18 protein-coding genes are annotated in these 17,717 nt (G+C 71.1%); 14 read left to right on the forward strand and 4 right to left on the reverse strand.

What is annotated here, in order from left to right; genetic code table 11:
- The first annotated feature begins 162 nt into the window (after nucleotides 1–162).
- The gene (locus ACWY4P_RS51370; RefSeq protein WP_456207699.1) at nucleotides 163–1,194 is read left to right on the forward strand and encodes a LacI family DNA-binding transcriptional regulator; all 1,032 of its coding nucleotides are present in this window, start codon (nucleotides 163–165) and stop codon (nucleotides 1,192–1,194) included.
- Here ACWY4P_RS51370 and ACWY4P_RS51375 read toward each other — a convergent pair.
- Entirely contained in the window at nucleotides 1,175–1,669 is a 495-nt protein-coding gene (locus ACWY4P_RS51375) for a hypothetical protein (protein ID WP_456207700.1), read from the reverse strand. The two genes, ACWY4P_RS51370 and ACWY4P_RS51375, sit on opposite strands and share 20 nt — an antisense overlap.
- Before the next feature lie 10 nt (nucleotides 1,670–1,679).
- On the reverse strand, nucleotides 1,680–2,888 hold the full coding sequence (locus ACWY4P_RS51380; protein WP_456207701.1) for an ROK family transcriptional regulator: 1,209 nt from the start codon (nucleotides 2,886–2,888) through the stop codon (nucleotides 1,680–1,682).
- Between the two features lie 150 nt (nucleotides 2,889–3,038).
- Here ACWY4P_RS51380 and ACWY4P_RS51385 point away from each other — a divergent pair, with 150 nt between their 5' ends.
- The 5 genes from ACWY4P_RS51385 to ACWY4P_RS51405 all read left to right on the forward strand — a co-directional run bounded on the left by ACWY4P_RS51385 (nucleotide 3,039) and on the right by ACWY4P_RS51405 (nucleotide 7,504).
- Entirely contained in the window at nucleotides 3,039–4,052 is a 1,014-nt protein-coding gene (locus ACWY4P_RS51385) for a sugar ABC transporter substrate-binding protein (RefSeq protein WP_456207702.1), read from the forward strand.
- A gap of 74 nt (nucleotides 4,053–4,126) precedes the next feature.
- Complete coding sequence (locus ACWY4P_RS51390; RefSeq protein ID WP_456207703.1) at nucleotides 4,127–5,101, forward strand: ABC transporter permease; 975 nt, start codon at nucleotides 4,127–4,129, stop codon at nucleotides 5,099–5,101.
- Nucleotides 5,098–5,883, forward strand: coding sequence for an ATP-binding cassette domain-containing protein (locus ACWY4P_RS51395; protein WP_456207704.1), 786 nt, complete (start codon nucleotides 5,098–5,100; stop codon nucleotides 5,881–5,883). The genes ACWY4P_RS51390 and ACWY4P_RS51395 overlap by 4 nt, the downstream gene beginning before the upstream one ends.
- Before the next feature lie 44 nt (nucleotides 5,884–5,927).
- A complete protein-coding gene (locus ACWY4P_RS51400) occupies nucleotides 5,928–6,812 on the forward strand; it encodes a sugar phosphate isomerase/epimerase family protein (protein ID WP_456207705.1) in 885 nt (294 codons plus the stop codon).
- Nucleotides 6,809–7,504 carry a nucleoside/nucleotide kinase family protein gene (locus ACWY4P_RS51405; RefSeq protein WP_456207706.1) on the forward strand — a complete coding sequence of 232 codons (696 nt, stop codon included), beginning with the start codon at nucleotides 6,809–6,811 and terminating at the stop codon, nucleotides 7,502–7,504. The genes ACWY4P_RS51400 and ACWY4P_RS51405 overlap by 4 nt, the downstream gene beginning before the upstream one ends.
- Here ACWY4P_RS51405 and ACWY4P_RS51410 read toward each other — a convergent pair.
- A complete protein-coding gene (locus tag ACWY4P_RS51410; RefSeq protein WP_456207707.1) occupies nucleotides 7,467–8,357 on the reverse strand; it encodes a lytic polysaccharide monooxygenase auxiliary activity family 9 protein in 891 nt (296 codons plus the stop codon). The two genes, ACWY4P_RS51405 and ACWY4P_RS51410, sit on opposite strands and share 38 nt — an antisense overlap.
- Nucleotides 8,354–9,232, reverse strand: a complete 879-nt coding sequence (locus tag ACWY4P_RS51415) for a CPBP family intramembrane glutamic endopeptidase (RefSeq protein WP_456207708.1) — start codon at nucleotides 9,230–9,232, stop codon at nucleotides 8,354–8,356. The genes ACWY4P_RS51410 and ACWY4P_RS51415 overlap by 4 nt, the downstream gene beginning before the upstream one ends.
- 240 nt (nucleotides 9,233–9,472) lie before the next feature.
- Here ACWY4P_RS51415 and ACWY4P_RS51420 point away from each other — a divergent pair, with 240 nt between their 5' ends.
- The 8 genes from ACWY4P_RS51420 (at nucleotide 9,473) to ACWY4P_RS51455 (ending at nucleotide 17,551) form a co-directional block, all read left to right on the forward strand.
- Nucleotides 9,473–11,104, forward strand: a complete 1,632-nt coding sequence (locus ACWY4P_RS51420; protein ID WP_456207709.1) for a TROVE domain-containing protein — start codon at nucleotides 9,473–9,475, stop codon at nucleotides 11,102–11,104.
- 119 nt (nucleotides 11,105–11,223) lie between these two features.
- Complete coding sequence (locus ACWY4P_RS51425) at nucleotides 11,224–11,724, forward strand: MarR family winged helix-turn-helix transcriptional regulator (protein WP_456207710.1); 501 nt, start codon at nucleotides 11,224–11,226, stop codon at nucleotides 11,722–11,724.
- Nucleotides 11,725–11,820: 96 nt separating this feature from the next.
- The gene (locus tag ACWY4P_RS51430; protein ID WP_456207711.1) at nucleotides 11,821–13,092 is read left to right on the forward strand and encodes an MFS transporter; all 1,272 of its coding nucleotides are present in this window, start codon (nucleotides 11,821–11,823) and stop codon (nucleotides 13,090–13,092) included.
- A gap of 259 nt (nucleotides 13,093–13,351) precedes the next feature.
- Entirely contained in the window at nucleotides 13,352–13,522 is a 171-nt protein-coding gene (locus ACWY4P_RS51435; protein ID WP_456207712.1) for a hypothetical protein, read from the forward strand.
- A 233-nt stretch (nucleotides 13,523–13,755) separates the two neighbouring features.
- Complete coding sequence (locus ACWY4P_RS51440) at nucleotides 13,756–14,274, forward strand: helix-turn-helix domain-containing protein (protein ID WP_456207713.1); 519 nt, start codon at nucleotides 13,756–13,758, stop codon at nucleotides 14,272–14,274.
- Nucleotides 14,261–14,932 (forward strand): hypothetical protein, encoded by a 672-nt coding sequence (locus tag ACWY4P_RS51445; RefSeq protein ID WP_456207714.1) that lies wholly within the window; start codon nucleotides 14,261–14,263, stop codon nucleotides 14,930–14,932. The genes ACWY4P_RS51440 and ACWY4P_RS51445 overlap by 14 nt, the downstream gene beginning before the upstream one ends.
- Nucleotides 14,925–16,121 carry an MAB_1171c family putative transporter gene (locus ACWY4P_RS51450; RefSeq protein ID WP_456207715.1) on the forward strand — a complete coding sequence of 399 codons (1,197 nt, stop codon included), beginning with the start codon at nucleotides 14,925–14,927 and terminating at the stop codon, nucleotides 16,119–16,121. The genes ACWY4P_RS51445 and ACWY4P_RS51450 overlap by 8 nt, the downstream gene beginning before the upstream one ends.
- Nucleotides 16,122–16,318: 197 nt before the next feature.
- The gene (locus ACWY4P_RS51455; RefSeq protein WP_456207716.1) at nucleotides 16,319–17,551 is read left to right on the forward strand and encodes a cytochrome P450 family protein; all 1,233 of its coding nucleotides are present in this window, start codon (nucleotides 16,319–16,321) and stop codon (nucleotides 17,549–17,551) included.
- Nucleotides 17,552–17,717: the final 166 nt, after the last annotated feature.

A 17,717-nucleotide genomic window follows, 5' to 3' on the forward strand; every position in this document is an offset into this window, starting at 1 on the left:
AGGGTGGGCACGACATCAGCCCGAGCTGCAGGGTGAAGGCCCGGTCGGTTCATCGAAGACCACCTCAATGCCGGGGAGCTGGTGTTGCGATAGTTTTCGCAACACCGAGATCGCCCCGAAAGGTAGGAGAAACATCGGATGGGGTCAACGGCTGGGGACAAAATGGCTGGGGCGACTTTGGCCGAGATAGCGAAGGAGGCGGGCGTTTCGGTCTCTACCGTCTCAAAGGTGCTGCATGACAGATCCGATGTATCTTCAAAGACCAGAGCCAAGGTCCAACGGCTTCTGGAGCGGTACGGCTATCTCGCCCGGCACCGCCCCGCGGCCTCGGCGGTGCTGCGCGGCGGGCTGATCGACTTCGTCATCAACGAACTCGACAGCCCCTGGGCGGTCGAGCTGATCCGCGGCGCCGAGGAGGCCCTGCACGGCGTCGGCATGAGCCTGGTCGTCTCGGCCACCCACGGGCGCAGCCGGCTGGCCCGTCAGTGGCTGGGCTCCCTGGCCACCCGGCCCACCCGCGGCGCGATCCTGGTCGTACCCGAACTGACCACGGCGCAACACGAGGAGCTGCGCCGGCTCTCCATCCCCTTCGCGCTGGTCGCCCCGGTCGACGAGCCCGCGCCCGGCGTGCCGTGGGTGGGCGCCACCAACTGGCCCGGCGGGCTGGCCGCCACCCGCCATCTGATCGAGCTCGGCCACCGCCGAATCGCCATCATCAGTGGCCCGCGCCGCCGCCTCACCTCACGCGCCCGCGCCGACGGCTACCGCTCGGCGCTGGAGGAGGCCGGGCTGCCCTTCGACCCGGAGCTCGTACGCTACGGCGACTTCACCCACGACCTCGCCCACCGGCACGCCCTGGACCTGCTCGCGCTGGACCGGCGGCCCACTGCCATCTTCGCGGGCAGCGACCACCAGGCCCTCGGCACCTTCCGCGCGGCCGCCACCCTCGGCCTGCGCATCCCCGAGGACCTGAGCGTGGTCGGCTTCGACGACCTGCCCTTCGCCGACTGGGTGACCCCACGGCTGACGACCGTGCGCACCCCGCTCGCCGACATGACCGCGCTCGCCGCCCGGATGGTCCTCCAACTGCTCGCCGGCGAACAGCCCGAGACGACGCGGGTCGAGGTCGCCACGGAGCTCGTCGTCCGCGAGAGCAGCGGACCGCCGGGCGGCATCAGCCGTCGGACAGTTTGAAGTCGTAGTAGTCGGCCGGACCGGTCAACACGGCCTGGAAGTACAGCGGTTCGCCGTCGGTGTCCAACGGGACCTCATGACCGGCCACCCGGGTGAAGCCGAGGGAGAGCCCGGGCACATACGCGTAGCAGGTCTCGTCCAGCACCGTCAGGCCCAGCGCCGCCAGCCGCCCCAGCACCTCCCGGGCGGGGGTGCGGAAGACGTCGATGCCGCGGAAGTGGACCCGGAAGTCCTCGGAGCCGGGGCGGGGGATCCACACCTCCGCGGCGCCGAGGGTCTTGCCGTCCTCGAGATGGAAGACGATCTCGAACCGCGGGTGCAGCGCGAGCACCTTCATCGAGCGGAACTGCACCGCGGAGCCGTCGTTGGAGACCTTGATCCTGCCCAGCTCCGCGGCCGCGGCCTTGAGCTCCTCCGCCGGCATGCCGAGGGGGAAACCCGTGATGCCGTTCGGCGGGTCCAGCTCGATGTCCATGGCCCGCATCCTATGAGGCGGCGCCCTCGACGAGTTGCCTGACCCGCTCCGGCGCGTAGATGCCGTCGGTCAGCAGCTGGGACAGCCCGAGGATGCCGGCGTGCGGATCCAGTTCGCTGCGGACGATCTGGAGGTTGCGGGTGGCCAGCGGCAGCGAGCGGCCGTACACGACTTCCCGGATGCCGGCGAACAACTGCTCATCCGTGTGGGCGAGTTGACCGCCGATGGCGATGACCCGGGGGTTGAACATATTGACCGCGTCGGCGATGGCACCGCCGAGGATGCGCGCGGCGCGGCGCGCGAGCCGTACGGCGGTGATGTCGCCGGAGCGGATGAGCCGTACCGCGTCGTCGACCGTGGCCACCTCGTGACCGGCCTCCCTCAGGTCCCGGACCAGGGCCCAGCCGCCGGCGTAGGCCTCCACGCAGCCGGTGTTTCCGCAGCGGCAGAGCGGAGGTTCGGCGACGTCCTCGACGGTCACCTGGATATGGCCCACGTCCCCGGCCGCGCCGTCGGCCCCCCGGTGGATCCGGCCGCTGGCGATGATGCCGGTGCCCACGCCGGTGCCGATCTTGACCATGAGCAGATGGGCGGTGTCGGGATAGCGCAGCCGGTGTTCGCCGTACGCCATGGCGTTGACGTCCTTGTCCACCAGCACCGGGCAGTCGTAGCGGGGGGCGAACCAGCCGGGGATGTCATACCGGTCCCAGCCGGTCATGATCGGCGGGCTGACCACGCGCCCGGTGCCGAAGTCGACCGGGCCGGGCACTCCGAGGCCCACGCCGAGGACGTCCGTCTCGTCGTGTCCGGTCTCCTTGAGCAGCCGGCCGAACAGCTCGTCGACGAGGGCCAGAACGGCCGTCGGCCCGGCGGTCACATCCGAGGAGGCCTCGCGCTCCGCCCGTACCTCTCCGCCCAGGTCGCACACGGCGGTGCGCAGGCCGGTCGCGCCGATGTCGGCGACCAGCAGCACCCCGCGGTGGCGGTTGACGACGAATCGGCCTGCGGGGCGGCCGCGGGTGCGCGCGTCCTCCGGTGCGGGCACGAGGAGCCCAGCGCCGAGGAGGCTGTCGAGACGCTGGTTGACGGTGGTCCGTGAAAGGCCCGTCAGCCGTACCACATCCGCCTTGGTGAGGCCCTCGTCGACATCGCGGAACAGGGCGAGAACATCGCCGAGAGCGATCCCGGTCCGGAGAGCGCCTGCGTTGATGGTGTCCACTCGCACACTGTAGCCATGGGGGTGAGTGGACGGAAGATGGCACTCTTGTGACGGAAAAAGTTGAAAGAAGGGTTGCTCGAACTCGGAAATGGGGGCTACTTTCAGCCGAACCATCATCGGAAGGGACGCCTGATGCGGAGAAAAGCCACCGTGAGAAGAGGGGGCGTTGTCGCCACCGCTGCCGCCGTCGTGGCCGGAGCCCTGGTCCTGAGCGGCTGCGGATCCGGCGACACGGGCGCGTCGGGCAGCACCAAGGTCGCCGCTGTGATCAAGGGGCTGGACAACCCGTTCTTCCAGACCATGCGCCAGGGCATCGAGACCCAGGCCAAGTCGGGGAAGATGTCGACGACCGTGCAGGCCGCGAACTCGATCACCGACACCACCGGCCAGGCCGACAAGTTGAACGGCCTGGCGGGCCAGGACTACGGCTGCTTCATCGTCAACCCGATCTCCGGCTCCAACCTCGTCCAGGGGCTGGCCAAGCTCGCCGCGAAGAAGAAGACCATCGTCAACATCGACAACCCCGTCGACGCCAAGGCGGCCAAGGCGGCGAACGCCACCCCGGCCACCTACATCGGCACCGACAACGTGGCGGCCGGCGAGATGGCCGGCAAGCGGATGGCGGAACTGCTGCCCAAGGGCGGCAAGGTCGCCGTCATCGGCGGCATCGCCGGCGATGTCACCAGCGGAGCCCGCGTCGAGGGGTTCAAGAAGGGCGTCAGCGGCAAGCTGGAGGTGGTGCAGACGGTCGCCGCCGACTGGGACCGGCAGACCGCCCTCACCAAGGCCACCGATGTGATGCGTGCCAACAAGGACCTGTCCGGCTTCTTCGTGGCCAACGACGACATGGGCCTGGGCGTCTCGCGAGCCATCGCCAACGCGGGCAGGACCGGCAAGGTCAAGGTGATCAGCGTGGACGGGGTCAAGGACGCGCTGAAGGCCGTCGAGGCCGGCACCCTGGACGCCACCGTGGCCCAGTACCCGTACGCCATCGGCGTGATGGGCGTCGAGGCGTGCCAGGCGGCCGCCAAGGGCAAGAAGCTGCCCGCCGACGTCAAGGCCCCGGTGGAACTCGTGACCAAGGACAACGCAGGCAAGGCCCTGGCCGCCACGCCGAAGCCCTTCGGCACCTACGACGACCCGTTCAAGCAGCTCCTTCGCTAGGGCCGCCCCCAGCGGCGACGAATCCGGCGGACGGGTGACGTGCCACGCCACCCGCCATCGCCAGGAGGACACACATGGCAAACGCAACGCTCGCGGCACCCGACCGCGACACTTGGCCCACGCGCCTGCGTGACATCGGTTTCTGGGCCGACTGGGCGGCCCTGGTCGGGCTCATCGTTCTCGTGGTGGTCTTCCAGGCCGCCAACCCGACCTTTCTGAGCACCGGCAACATCCAGTCCATGCTGGAGGCCGCCGCGATCCTGATCATTCTGGGGGTCGGACAGACCTTCGTCATCGCCACCGCGGGCATCGACCTGTCCATCGCCTCCATCATGACCCTGGGCGCGGTCGGCTTCGGCCAGGCGTACTCGGCCGGCTGGGGGCTCGCGGCCTCCTGCGCCGTCGCTGTGGCCGCCTCGACCCTCGCCGGTCTGCTGAACGGCTTCGTGGTGGCCCGCGGCAAGATCACCGACTTTATCGTCACGCTGGGCATGCTGTCGGCGGCCTCGGGGCTCGCCCTCATAGTCTCCAACGGCAAACCCGTGACCGTCATCGAACCGGCCCTGCTGAAGCTGTCCACCAACGGGGTCGGGATCCTGGGCTGGATGTTCATCATCGCCGCGGCCGTCGCGATCGTGGCCCATGTGGTGCTCTTCCACACCCGGTTCGGCACGCATCTGCTGGCCACCGGCGGGTCGCCCGAGTCGGCCACCGCGATGGGCATCAGCACCGCACGGATCAAGATCGCGGTGTACGCCGTCGCCGGACTCCTCGCCGGCCTCGCCTCCATCCTGCTGGTGGCGCGGGTCGGGGCCGCCGAGCCCGCCGCCAACACCTCGTTCCTGCTGAACTCGGTCGCCGCCGTGGTCCTCGGCGGGGTCAGTCTGTTCGGCGGCCGGGCGACCGTCATCGGCCCGGTCATCGGCGCACTGCTGCTGACCGCGCTGGTCAACGGACTGACCCTGCTCGGCGTCTCCCAGTTCTACCAGCCGCTGTCCGTCGGCATCGTCGTGGTGCTCGCGGCCTTCCTGATGAGGTTTCAGCGATGACGACCGTCAAGTCCGAGGCCCAGCCCGCGGCCACCGCCTCGGAAGAGTTGCTGCGCTGCGAGGACGTCTCGCTGTCCTTCGGCAGCGTGCGCGCCCTCGTCGATGTCTCGGTGAGCCTGCGCCGTGGCGAGATCACCGCGCTGGTCGGCGACAACGGCGCGGGGAAGTCCACCCTCGTGCGGTGCGTGTCCGGAATCCACCGCCCGGACAGCGGCCGCATCCTCTTCGGCGGATCGCAGGCCGACTTCGGCTCGCCGGAGGACGCCCGCGAGGCGGGCATCGAGACCGTGCACCAGAACCTCGCGCTGGTGGAGGACCTCACCGTCTGGCAGAACCTGTTCCTCAACCGCGAGATCGTCCGCCGCTTCGGGCCGGTGTCCTTCCTCGACCGCAAGGCCATGCAGGCCCGCGCCCAGGAGATGGTCTCCACCCTGGCGGTGAACGTCCCGGCGGTCACCTCGCGGGTGCGGCGGCTGTCCGGCGGCCAGCGCCAGGCCGTGTCCATCTGCCGGGCGGCCGGATTCAGCTCGCAACTGGTCATCATGGACGAGCCCACGGCGGCCCTCGGTGTCCAGGAGACCGCACGCGTCGAGGAGCTCATCCTCAAGCTGCGCGACGAAGGCCACGCGGTGCTGCTGATCAGCCATAACTTCGCGCAGGTCATGCGGCTCAGCGACCAGGTCTGGGTGATGCGGTCCGGCCGCTGCGTCGCCGGCCGCCGGACCGGGGAGACCACGGGCGAGGAGATCGTCGCGCTCATCACCGGGGCCCAGGCCGCCTAGCCCCTGGCCACCCACCCGACCAGCCACGCAAAGGAACACCGTTCATGACCACCGTGACCCAGGCCAACCCGATCGGCGTGCACGCCCTCGTGTGGGCGGGCGACACCTCCCCCGAATCGCTCGCGTACGCCATCGACAAGACCAAGGCCACCGGCTTCGACCTCCTCGAACTCTCGCTGCACGACTCGGACTCGCTCGACGTCCCCGCCGCGCGCCGCCGGCTGGAGGACGCCGGACTGAAGGTCGCCTGCTCCCGCGGCCTCGCCTTCGACGCCGATGTCTCCAGCGAGGACCTCGCCGTGGTCGAGCGCGGTGAGCAACTCCTGCACAGCTCCCTCGCCGTGACCCACGGCCTCGGCGGAACACACTTCACCGGCGCGCTCTACAGCGCGCTCGGCAAGTACGCCGGCCCGCTCACCGCGGCCGGCCGGCACAACGCGGTCACCGTGCTGAAGCGGCTCGCCCAGGAGGCGGCGGGACTCGGCATGACGCTGGGCCTGGAGATCTGCAACCGCTACGAGACCAATGTCATCAACACCGCCCGCGACGCCCTCGCGCTGGCCGATGACATCGGTGAGGACAACGTCCTGATCCACCTGGACACTTACCACATGAACATCGAGGAGGACGATCTCATCCGGCCGGTGCACGAGGTCGGCGAGCGGCTCGGCTACGTCCACATCGGCGAGAACCACCGCGGCTACCTGGGCTCCGGACACCTGGACTTCACCGCCTTCTTCCACGCGCTCGCCGACATCGGCTACCGCGGCCCGATCACCTTCGAGTCCTTCTCCTCCGCCGTGGTCGCCCAGGGCCTGTCCAACGACCTCGCCGTCTGGCGCGACCTGTGGTCCGACGGCGAGGACCTGGCCCGCCACGCCCACACCTTCATCACCAACCAGCTCGCCGTGAGCGGCCGCGCCCGATGACGCCGACGACGCCGTCGACGACGATCGAGGAACTCGCGGCGCGCGCCCGCGCCCTGGTGCCGCCCGGGCGGCGCGCCGTTCTCGGGATCACCGGAAGCCCCGGGGCCGGCAAGTCCACCCTCGCCGAGCACCTCCTGACCGCGCTGCGCGACGGCCCCGCCGAGGAGGGGGGAGACGGTGCCGGCGACTGGGTCGCCCATGTACCGATGGACGGCTTCCACCTCGCCGACATCGAGCTCGACCGCTTGGGCCGCCGCGACCGCAAGGGTGCCCCGGACACCTTCGACGCGGCGGGCTACGCCGCCCTGCTGCGCCGGCTGCGCCAGGACGAGGACGAGGTGGTGTACGCGCCGGGCTTCGAACGGGAGCTGGAGCAGCCGATCGCGGGCAGCATCCCCGTATTGCGCGCGGCCCGGCTGGTCATCACCGAGGGCAACTACCTGCTGCACGACGAGGGGGACTGGGCCCGAGTACGGCCGGAGCTCGACGAAGTCTGGTACTGCGAGCTGGACGAGGCCGAGCGGTTGCGCCGGCTCGTCGCCCGCCACGAGCGGTTCGGCAAGGACCATGCCGCGGCGGTGGCCTGGAGCCTGGGCACGGACCAGCGCAACGCCGACCTGGTGGCCGGCACCCGGCACCGCGCGGACCTCGTCGTCACCGGGGATGTCGGGGGCGTCGCCGCCGCAGGGTGACGGCCACGCCCGCGCCGACGGCGAGCACCGCCGCGCCACCCGCGTACAGCGCCAGCGGGGTGTCGTCGGCGCTGTCCCCCTTGCTGCCCGCCTTGCTGTCCGTGTTGTTGTCCGTGTTGTTGTCCGCGTTGCCGGTACGAGCCGTGCTGCCGGTGTTGTCGGCACCGCCCCCGCTGCGAGCGCTCGGTGTGCTGTCACCGGAGCCGCCGGCGCTGTCCGCGCCGGCGAACACCACATCGGAGCAGGAGTAGTAGGTGTCCGGGGTGCTGGTGTTCCGCCAGATGGTGAAGAGGAGCTGACGGCCGGTCCGGTCGGACGGCAGCCTGGCCTCGATGTGATAAGCGTCGTCGGCCAGGGCCGGGTCGGTGGCCGTCGCGAACGGCTTCGCCTCCAGGTCGGACCACTTCAGCGGCCGCGTGGGGTCGTAGCCCTCCTTGGTGAGGTACAGCTCGAACGTCCCGGTGTGGGGGATGGTCGAACGGTAGGTGAGCGTGAGGTCCGCACCCGCGGTCAGCCGTGTCGAGGGCCAGTCGGCGCGGGCCAGGTCAAGGCCCTTGTACGCGTCGAGCCCCCCGCTGCACAGCTTCCCGTCGGGAATCCGCTGCCGGTCCTTGCCCGCCACCCCGGCCACCCGAAGATTGTCCCACTCGTCCGGGACCCCACCGGCGGCGACGGCCGCCCGGCACGCGGCCGACCGGGAGTTCTCGCCCCCCTCGGGGGAGCAGGCCACTGTCCGGCTGACCGGGTCCGTCGGTGCGCCATGCGCCTGGGCGGGCCCGGCGGCCAGCGCCGTGAGCAGGACCGGGGCCGCCCCGAGGAGGGCGGCCACGGCGGTGGTGCGGTGTGCGGTCATCCGACGCGATCCTCCTGGCCCTGGCGGCGGGCCGATGCGCCCGCGCCATGGAGTACGTCGCGCACCGGCGACGCGTTCAACGCCCCTGCCCGGCGGCGTGAGAGCCACGCGAGCCACCCGGCGAGCGCGGCCACCGGAACCGTGGTGAGAAGCATGGTCGCGATCGCGCCGAGGCCGTCGGCCCCGCCGCTCAGCAACTCGCCGGTGAGCAGGAAGAGCACCATGTTGTTCCCGGCGTGCGCCAGGCTCGCCACCCAGACGGTACCGCTGCGCAGATACAGCCACGCCAGGACGGCTTCCTGGCACAGAAGGGACACCGTCCAGACCAGCAGGCCGAGCGCCACGTTCTCGAAGTCGGCATAGCCGATGAAGGCGAGCGGGTAGTGCCACATCGCCCAGATGACGCCCGTGGCCACGACGGACGGCAGGGCGCGGCCACCGAACAGCCGCGGCCTGAGATAGCTGGTCCATCCGAACTCCTCGCCCCAGTACACCGGGGTGAGCAGCGGGACGACGAGCATCAGGACGAGCAGCGCCGGCCACCTCGCCACCCCCGGTGCGAGCTCGTCGAGCGGGGACAGATCCGGTCGCCACACACCCAGGACGGCCGCGAGCGCCATGGTCACCGCGGCCAGTGCGAGCGGGCCGAGCCAGGCGGCGAGGTAGTACGGCCAGGCGGCCCGCAGGCGCGGCCTGAGTCCCGCGTCGGCGAAACCCTCCCGGGTGACCCAGCGCCGTACGACCAGGGCCGCGAGCCCCGGCATGCAGAAACCCGGCAGCTGGAGCAGCGGGTTCAGCGCCGACAGCCCCAGGACGCCGTGGGCCACCCACAGCCACAGCCACGTACTGGCGAAGGACAGGGCGAGAAACGCCACGACCCCTCTGTTCCTCTTCGTTTTCGACATACGCGCCTTTCCTTCGCGACCGAACCTGCGCACCAACGTGTCATTCGCCGGTACGGGCCCACATCGCTGCGCGGAGCGAAATCCGCTTCCCCCGGTGGCGGGAGGTGACACTGGCTCGTACGGGGGAGGCGCCAGGGCCGGTAATTCGGTCGGTGTCCAGGGCCGTCGTCGTTACAGTGGACGCGTCCAGGTGCACAGGGGGAAATACTCATGGCTCGCTTCAACACCCGTGCCGCGCGCCCGGTGGCCGTCTCGCCGATCGCCACCACCGGGGAGCGGACGGCCACCCATGAAGGTGCGACGGGATACCTCCGCGACGACAAGAGCGAACTCTTCCTCCTCGCCGTGTCCAACATGGTCGGCACCGACACCTTCTACGAGCAGGGCGACGACCGCGACGACCGCTATCGCCGCCTGGTGCGGAAGCTGGCCGTCGAGGACCCGGAGTGGACCGCCCGGCTGCTGGGCTGGCTCCGTGGCGGGGGCAATATGCGCACCGCGTCCCTGGTGGGGGCCGCCGAGTACGTCAAGGCCCGCTTGGACGCGGTGGTGTCCGGCCACTCGCGGCAGGTCGTGGACTCGGTGCTACAGCGCGCGGACGAGCCGGGGGAGCTGCTCGGCTACTGGATCGGCCAGTACGGCCGGGCGCTGCCCAAGCCCGTCAAGCGCGGCATCGCCGACGCCGTCCGGCGCCTCTACGACGAGCGGTCGCTGCTCAAGTACGACACCGCTTCCAAGGGTTTCCGGTTCGGCGATGTGCTCAATCTCGTACACGCCCGGCCGGCGGACGACAAGCCGTGGCAGGGTGACCTGTTCAAGCACGCGCTCGACCGGCGCCACGGCCGGGACACGGAGATCCCGGAGCGCCTGACCGTGCTGCGGGCCGCCGCGGCGCTCTCCGCGCTCCCGGTCGAGGAGCGCCGGGCGTATGTGCTCGACCCCTCGCTGGTCACCACCCCGGGCGGGCTGGCCGGCGCCGGGTTCACCTGGGAGCGGCTGGCAGGCTGGCTGCGGGGGCCGATGGACAAGGCGGCCTGGGAAGCGGTCATCCCGTCCCTGGGCCTCATGGGGCTGGTGCGCAATCTGCGCAACTTCGACGAGGCCGGTGTCTCGGACGAGGTCGCCGAGCGGGTGGCCGCGCGCATCGCCGACCCCGCGCAGGTCGCCAGGTCGCGCATGTTCCCGTTCCGGTTCTGGGCGGCGTACAAGCACACCCGGTCGCTGCGCTGGGGCCACGCCCTGGAGAAGGCGCTGAACGCTTCGCTGTCCAACCTGCCCGCCCTGCCCGGCCGGACGCTGATCCTCATTGACCGTTCGCCGTCGATGTTCCCCGGCTACGGGTACTCCACCCCGAACACCTCGGACATCTCGCTCGCCGAGCAGGCCGCGGTGTTCGGCGCGGGCCTCGCGGTACGTGCCGAGGCGCCGACGCTGGTCGAGTTCGGCATGAGCAGCCGGCGGCTCGAGGTGCCCAAGGGCGGCAGCGCGCTGCGGCTGATGGAGGAGTTCGGGCGGATCAACGGCACCGACATCCCCTCCGCGGTCAAGGAGCACTACTCCGGCCACGACCGGATCGTCATCGTCACCGATGAGCAGACCCGCCCCGGCTGGCTGCCGTCGAACTGCCACGGGCAGTGGGGCGGTATGCCCGAGACCCACATCGACGACCTGGTGCCCGCCGAGGTGCCGGTCTACATGTGGAACATGGCGGGCTACCGGGCCGGGGCGATGCCCTCGGGTGGCGGCAACCGCCATGCGTTCGGGGGCCTGACGGACCACAGCTTCCGCATGATCCCACTGCTGGAAGCCGGCCGGAGCGCCCGCTGGCCCTGGGAAGCCTGAGGGCCGGCCCAGGCGGCGCAGCCGACCGTGGCCCCGGGGCTGTTCGCCCCGGGGCTTCTTTCTGGCCCCGTTGGGCGGCCTCTCGCGCATTTATATAGGTGTGTGATACAAGTGAATGCGTGGTCGATGCAGATATAGAGCACGGGAACCCGGTCGGCCGCGAGAGGCGCGAGGAGATCGCCGACGTCCTCGAGCAGTTCGCGGTGCTGGCGGTGCGTCAACTCGCCAAGCGGGACATCAGCATGACCGCCGCCTCCGCCCTCGGTCGGCTGGCCCGCGAGGGTCCCACCCGGCTCACCGCCCTCGCCGCCGACGAGGGAGTGAGTCAGCCCGCCATGACCCAGCTGGTGCAGCGCCTGGCCAAGCAGGGGCTGATGGCCCGGGGCGCCGACCCGGACGACGGCCGGGCCGTCCTCCTGTCCATCACCGACGCAGGGCGGCGGCTGCTCGCCGAGCGCCGCCGGGACCGTGTCGCGCGGCTGTCCGATCTGCTGGCCGCGCTCCCGCCCGAGGATCAGGCGACGCTGGCCGCCGCGGTCCGCTCGGCCGCGCCCGCCCTGCGGCGCCTCGTGGCGACCGCGGCGGCCCCGGGCAATCAGCCCGTGGCGCCAGCCATGTGACGGGGCGTCATGCGCGACCTCGCCACCTGCCGTCACTCACCCCCGCCCCATCCACCGCGAGAGCGCATTCGAAGAACATTCGACCTGGAGTACACCTTGTCCGCTCACGTCAGCGCCCCGAGTCCGTTCCGGCAGCCGAAGGCCGTATGGGCCGTGGCCTTCGCCTGTGTGATCTCCTTCATGGGCATCGGGCTCGTCGATCCCATCCTGCCCGCCCTGTCCAGCCAACTGCATGCCACGCCGAGCCAGGTGTCGCTGCTGTTCACCAGCTACCTGGTGGTCACCGCCGTCGCCATGCTGGTCACCGGCTTCGTCTCCAGCCGCATCGGCGCCAGGCGGACCCTGGTGGCGGGCCTGGCGATCATCGTGGTGTTCAGCGCGCTCGCGGGCGCGTCCGGGAGCATCGGTGGCATCGTCGGCTTCCGTGCGGGCTGGGGCCTGGGTAACGCCCTGTTCATCGCCACCTCGCTCGCCGTGATCGTCGGATCGGCGAGTGGCGGCTTCGCCGGGGCGATCATCCTCTACGAGACCGCGCTCGGCGTCGGCATCGCCGTCGGCCCGCTGCTGGGCGGCGAGCTGGGCGGGATCAGCTGGCGCGGGCCCTTCTTCGGCGTCGCCGTGCTGATGGCGATCGCGCTGATCGCCACGCTGGCCCTCGTCGAGCCGACCCCGACCCCCGCCCGCCGCGCCTCGCTCCTCGACCCGCTCAAGGCGCTCCGCCACCGCGGGCTGCTCACCATGGGTCTGATGGCGCTCTGCTACAACTGGGGCTTCTTCACCGTCCTCGGCTACTCCCCGTACCCGATGGAGCTGGGCACCCACCAGCTCGGCTACGTCTTCACCGGCTGGGGCGTGCTCGTCGCCGTGTTCTCCGTCTTCGTGGCGCCCTGGCTCCAGGCCCGCTTCGGCATAGCCCGCGCCCTCTACCTCAACCTGGCGCTGTTCGCCCTGGACATCCTGGTCATCGGGTTGTTCACCTCGTCCCGGACGACGCTGATCGCCGCGGTGATCGTGGCCGGCGCCTTCATCGGCGTGAACAACACCATCACCACCCAGGCGGTCATGACCGTCTCCCCGGTCGAGCGCTCGGTGGCCTCCGCCGCCTACGGCTTCGTCCGGTTCATCGGCGGCGGCCTGGCGCCGTACGCCGCGGGCCGGCTGGCCGAGCACTACGACGTGCATATGCCGTTCTACGTCGGGGCGGCGGCGGTCCTGGTCGGTCTGGCCGTCCTGTCGACCGGCCACTCCCTGCTCGCCGACGCCGAGAAGGCCCAGGCGGCCGAGGCGGCGCTGCACACGCCCGCCGAGAACCGCGAGGAGCGCCTGGAGCGGGACGCGCTCGCCGAGGACGTCGGCTCCGCGAGCTGAGGCGGATTGTGGCAGACGGTAACATTTCACGTTCGGTGTCATATGAATCCGGGTCGCAAGGGGTGCGCCGTATCGTGTCACCCGTTCGGCGGTCCCCGTCCCGCCCCCGCGCGGCCTGGTGCGCCGCGACGCGGGCCGGTGGCCACCGGCCCGCGGTCCCGGGACGGCGTGTCCACTCCTTGGGAATCAACGCGCACGGCGTTCTGGATCTCGTTAACCTGGCGACACATCCGGTTCAGCCGACACTAGGGAGTGTGCGGTGACCCCCGAGAAGACACAGAGCGACGATTCGCCGACCAGGGGCCGCGAGAGGTTCGCGGAGCCGTCGGAGGTGGGCAGCCTGGAAGTCTGGGCGAGATCGGCCCCGATCCGGCTCGCCGGGTACGAGGACGACCTGGCCGAGCCGCATATCCTCCAGAGCGTGGACTGACGCGGCGAGCACCCCTGAACTCACGCGCCCGGCGCGGCAGTACGAGGCTTTTCCCTCTTGTGCCCCCTTTCGCCGCTCACGCTCCTCAACTGATGGTTAAGTCCGTCCCGGCCACGATCGGCCGGGGGCGGGCTGGTGTGCTGCCCGATGCCCATGGCAGGATGCATCGCGCGGCCGAGTCCGCCTTAACCATCCGTGAGTGAACGCGCCGTGACCAGCAGGAGGGGGTGCAGATGGCAGTGGGGACCCATGGGTCGCCGGACGCCGACGGCAGCCCGCTGGCGCGGCGGCTCAACTACCTGTTCGCCGCCATGCACCCGCCGGGCGCGCCCTATACCAACGCCCATGTGGCCGAGGCCATCAGTGGCGGCGACGAGTACGGCGGGGTCCGCCTGACCGAGCAGTACCTGTCCATGCTGCGCAACGGCAAGCGCACCAACCCGAGCCCGGACGTGCTGCGGGCGCTGGCCAAGTTCTTCGGCGTGCCCGTCGGCTATCTGCTGGGGGACCTGTCCCCGTCGCAGGCCGAGCGGGTCGAGGAAGAGGTGCGGTTCCTCGTCGCGATGCGCGACAAGCGGGTGCGCGGCATCGCGCTGCGCTCGGTGGGCCTGCCACCGGAGGTCCAGGACAGCCTGACCGCGATCATCTCCCAGTTCCGACAGCAGATGAACCTCCCGCCCGACCCGGCCGACGCCGGCGGTCCGGGCGACCCAGGGGATCCCGACAACGGGACGCCCAGTGGCCGACGGTGACCAGGAGCGGCTGTTCTACTCCTGGCAGCGGATCGGATACGAGGACGGTGCGGGCATGCGAGTGGGGCGGATACGGCGGCGGTGCAAGCAGCTCATCAAGGAGCTCGGGCTGCCGGCCACGACCGATCTGCGGGGGCTGTGCGACCTCGTGGCGGGCCGTGTGGGCCGTCCCGTCCACTTGGTGCCGATGAGCCTGGGCGGCGTGGTCTCGGGCATGACGGCCAGCACCGACGAGGGCTTCTGGATCTTCTACGAGCTGCGGACGTCCCCCTGGCACCAGACCCACATCGTGCTGCACGAGGTCGGGCATCTGCTGCTCGGCCACGACCAGGATCCCGCCGTCACCGAGGACGCGCTGCGCATGTGGGCGCCGTCGGTCGATGTCACCACCGCCATGCGCCGGTTGGGGATGACCGCGGACTTCGCGCGCCACCACTGCTACGACGACCTGACCGAGCGTGAGACCGAGGTGCTGGGCACCCTCCTCATGGAGCGCGTGGTGTCGGCCTCGCCCGACGACGGGCTGCCGCTCGAGGGGCGGGCGGCCGAGCTCGCCACCGCGCTCGGGCCCGCGCTGCGGCATGTCCGCGGCGCGCGGTCGGGCGGGGCGCAGGGCGGCGCCGAGAGCGGTGGAGGGGGCGGGGGCGAGCGTGTTTGACGTCGTCTACCTGTGCTTCGGCGCCGCCGCGTGGGCGATCGTCGCGTACAAGGCCCGCGCCTGGTTCCGCGACCGGCAGAACGCCGACCTCGGCCTGACCTGCGTCATGACGGCCGGTGTGGCGAACGTGTTCCTGCTCTCCGCCCCGAGCGTCTACCGCTGGTTCGACCGCCTGGTGGGCGTGGCCAACCTGGCCATGGTCTTCCTCTACTCCTCGGTCGTGGTGTTCGCCACCGGCGCCCTGGTGCTGATGCTGCGCTGGACCGGGTCGGCGGTGCGGCCCCGTACGGTGGTGACCGCCGTCGGCGCGGCGTGGTCGGTCGCCGTCGTCGGCTTCGCCGTCGGCCGCCCCGATGCCGTCGAGCACCCCCGCGACTTCTCCACCGCCTACGCGGACGCGCCCGGCGTTGTCACCTTCCTGGTGCTGTATTTGGCCATTTTCGGTTCGGGCTTGGCCGGGCTCGGGGTGCTGTGCCGGCGCTACGCGTCCACCCTGCGCGGCTCCTGGCTCGCCCGGGGGCTGCGGGTGTTGGCCGCCGGGTGCTGGCTGGGTCTGGCGTACTGCGCCTGCAAGGTGATCGGCTTTCTCTTCTCCTGGGCGGGCCGGGACCTGCCCTGGCTGTCCAACGGCGTGGCGCCGCTGACCGCCTCGGTCGCGGCCCTGCTGGTCCTGGCCGGGTTCGCCATCCCGGCGCTCGGGCCGCGCGCCGCCGCCTGGCGCAGGCTCCGCCGGCTGAACCCGCTGTGGCGGGAGGTCACCGCCCAGGCGCCCGAGCTGTCGATGGCGACGTACATGGGGCGCCGCCGCTGGACCGGCTGGTGGCCTTTCGCCGACCTGGAGTGGCGGGCCAACCGTCAGATGGCGGAGATCCGGGACGCACAGCGCGGCGTCCGCCGCCATGTGGAGGCGGACGCCCTGGAGATCGCCCGTGTCAAGGGGCGTGCTGCCGGACTCGGGGATTGGCAACTTGTTGCATTCATGGAGGCGGCGGCGCTCCGACGCGGTTTGCTGAACCAAGCGGCCGGGCGCGTGCCGGTGCCCGGCGCTGACAGCGTGGTGGTGGAGACGGGCGCCGGGCCGGGCCAGGAGCATGAGCACCTGGCGCGCGTCGCAGACGTGTACCACCTGCCGCTCGTCGACGAGGTGCTTGAGGAGCTGGGCGAACGGACCGCCGCCCAGCGGCAGTGAAGGGGGACCGAGAGCGAGGTGGCCCTGGACGGGGGTCGGGGCCGCCCGTGGCACAGGGCGGCGCCGGGGAGATTCAGCCCCGGCGCCGCCTCTCGGCCACCATCCGGCACACTGCCCGGACCGGGCTCGGAGGCCGGTGTCGAGAGACCGGCTCCGACCGGCCGGGGCTCACGGATCGGGGCCTAGAGTCGGGAGCCATGCAGAACTCCGCGAACACCGCTGATCCCGGCCCGCCCGAGCCGCTCGACACCCGTGCGCTGCTGGAGGATCCGCACGCCGCGTACGCCGAGCTGCGCGAGGCGGGCCCCGTCCACCGGATCTCGGGTCCGGACGGGCAGCCCGCCTGGCTGGTGACGCGCTACGACGACGTGCGGCGGGCGCTCGCCGACCCCCGGCTGTCCCTGGACAAGAGCAACGCGCTGCCCGGCAACTTCCGCGGCTTCGCCCTGCCGCCCGCCCTGGACGCCAATCTGCTCAACATGGACCCGCCGGACCACACGCGGGTGCGCCGCCTGGTGGCCAAGGCCTTCACCCCCGGGCGGGTCGAGCGGATGCGGGAACCGGTCCGGCGTGCCGCGGACGCACTCCTCGACGCCGTCGAGCCGGCCGGCCGAGCCGATCTGATCGCCGCGTACGCCGGACCGCTGCCCATCACCGTGATCTGCGATCTGCTCGGCGTCCCCCCGCGGGACCGGCGGGACTTCCGCGCCTGGAGCGACGCGCTCATCGCCCCCGATCCGGCGCGGCCGCACCTGGCGAAGGAAGCGGTCGGCAGCATGCTGCGCTTCTACACCGGCCTGATCGCGAGCAAGCGCGAGGAGCCCGGCGACGATCTGCTCTCCGACCTGATCGCGGTACGTGATGACGCAGGAGACGGCGCCGGTGGCGACCGGCTCACCGAGGACGAACTGACCTCGCTGGCCTTTCTGCTGCTGCTCGCCGGGTACGAGAACGTGACCCACCTCATCGGCAGCGCGGTGCTCGCGCTGCTCGACCACCCCCCGCTGCTGCGGGAGCTGCGCGAGCGGCCCGCCGGCATCGCGGCGGCGGTCGAGGAGTTCGCGCGCCACGACGGCCCGGGGCCGCTGGCGATCCGCCGCTTTCCGCTCGAGGACGTGGAGATCGGCGGGGTGACGGTCCCGGCGGGGGAGACCGTGCTGCTCTCGCTGGCCTCCGCCAACCGCGACCCCGGCCATTTCAAGGAACCGGACCGACTTGATCCGAATTTTGGCCGATTGGGACATCTTGCCTTCGGCCACGGAATCCACTATTGCCTTGGCGCCCCGCTGGCCCGTCTGGAGGCCGAAACGGCGCTGGCCACCCTGTTGAGCCGCCTCCCGGGGCTGCGTCTCGACATTCCGCGCGCACAGCTGCGCTGGCGGCCGACGATTCGTGCACGTGGCTTGTTCTCGCTTCCTGTCGCGTGGTAGCGGGGAAAAGCGAACAAGCTTTTGATGCATAACTGCGCTTCGATGCGGTAAAAAGGTCCTGAGCCCGCCCGGTGTGCATCCCCCGTCGCACCGGGCGGGCCTTCGCCGTCACAGGGCCGGATGGGCTAGAGATCGAGCTAGAGAGCAAGGTCACAGAGGGAGACAC

It is taken from the genome of Streptomyces sp. LZ34 (genome assembly GCF_053890475.1).

Excerpts from the sequence above, each read along its gene's own strand:
- ACWY4P_RS51370 (WP_456207699.1), top strand. The coding sequence starts at position 163 with ATGGCTGGGGCGACTTTGGCCGAGATAGCGAAGGAGGCGGGCGTTTCG.
- ACWY4P_RS51375 (WP_456207700.1), bottom strand. The coding sequence starts at position 1,669 with ATGGACATCGAGCTGGACCCGCCGAACGGCATCACGGGTTTCCCCCTC.
- ACWY4P_RS51390 (WP_456207703.1), top strand. The coding sequence starts at position 4,127 with ATGGCAAACGCAACGCTCGCGGCACCCGACCGCGACACTTGGCCCACG.
- ACWY4P_RS51395 (WP_456207704.1), top strand. The coding sequence starts at position 5,098 with ATGACGACCGTCAAGTCCGAGGCCCAGCCCGCGGCCACCGCCTCGGAA.
- ACWY4P_RS51400 (WP_456207705.1), top strand. The coding sequence starts at position 5,928 with ATGACCACCGTGACCCAGGCCAACCCGATCGGCGTGCACGCCCTCGTG.
- ACWY4P_RS51405 (WP_456207706.1), top strand. The coding sequence starts at position 6,809 with ATGACGCCGACGACGCCGTCGACGACGATCGAGGAACTCGCGGCGCGC.
- ACWY4P_RS51410 (WP_456207707.1), bottom strand. The coding sequence starts at position 8,357 with ATGACCGCACACCGCACCACCGCCGTGGCCGCCCTCCTCGGGGCGGCC.
- ACWY4P_RS51420 (WP_456207709.1), top strand. The coding sequence starts at position 9,473 with ATGGCTCGCTTCAACACCCGTGCCGCGCGCCCGGTGGCCGTCTCGCCG.
- ACWY4P_RS51440 (WP_456207713.1), top strand. The coding sequence starts at position 13,756 with ATGGCAGTGGGGACCCATGGGTCGCCGGACGCCGACGGCAGCCCGCTG.
- ACWY4P_RS51455 (WP_456207716.1), top strand. The coding sequence starts at position 16,319 with ATGCAGAACTCCGCGAACACCGCTGATCCCGGCCCGCCCGAGCCGCTC.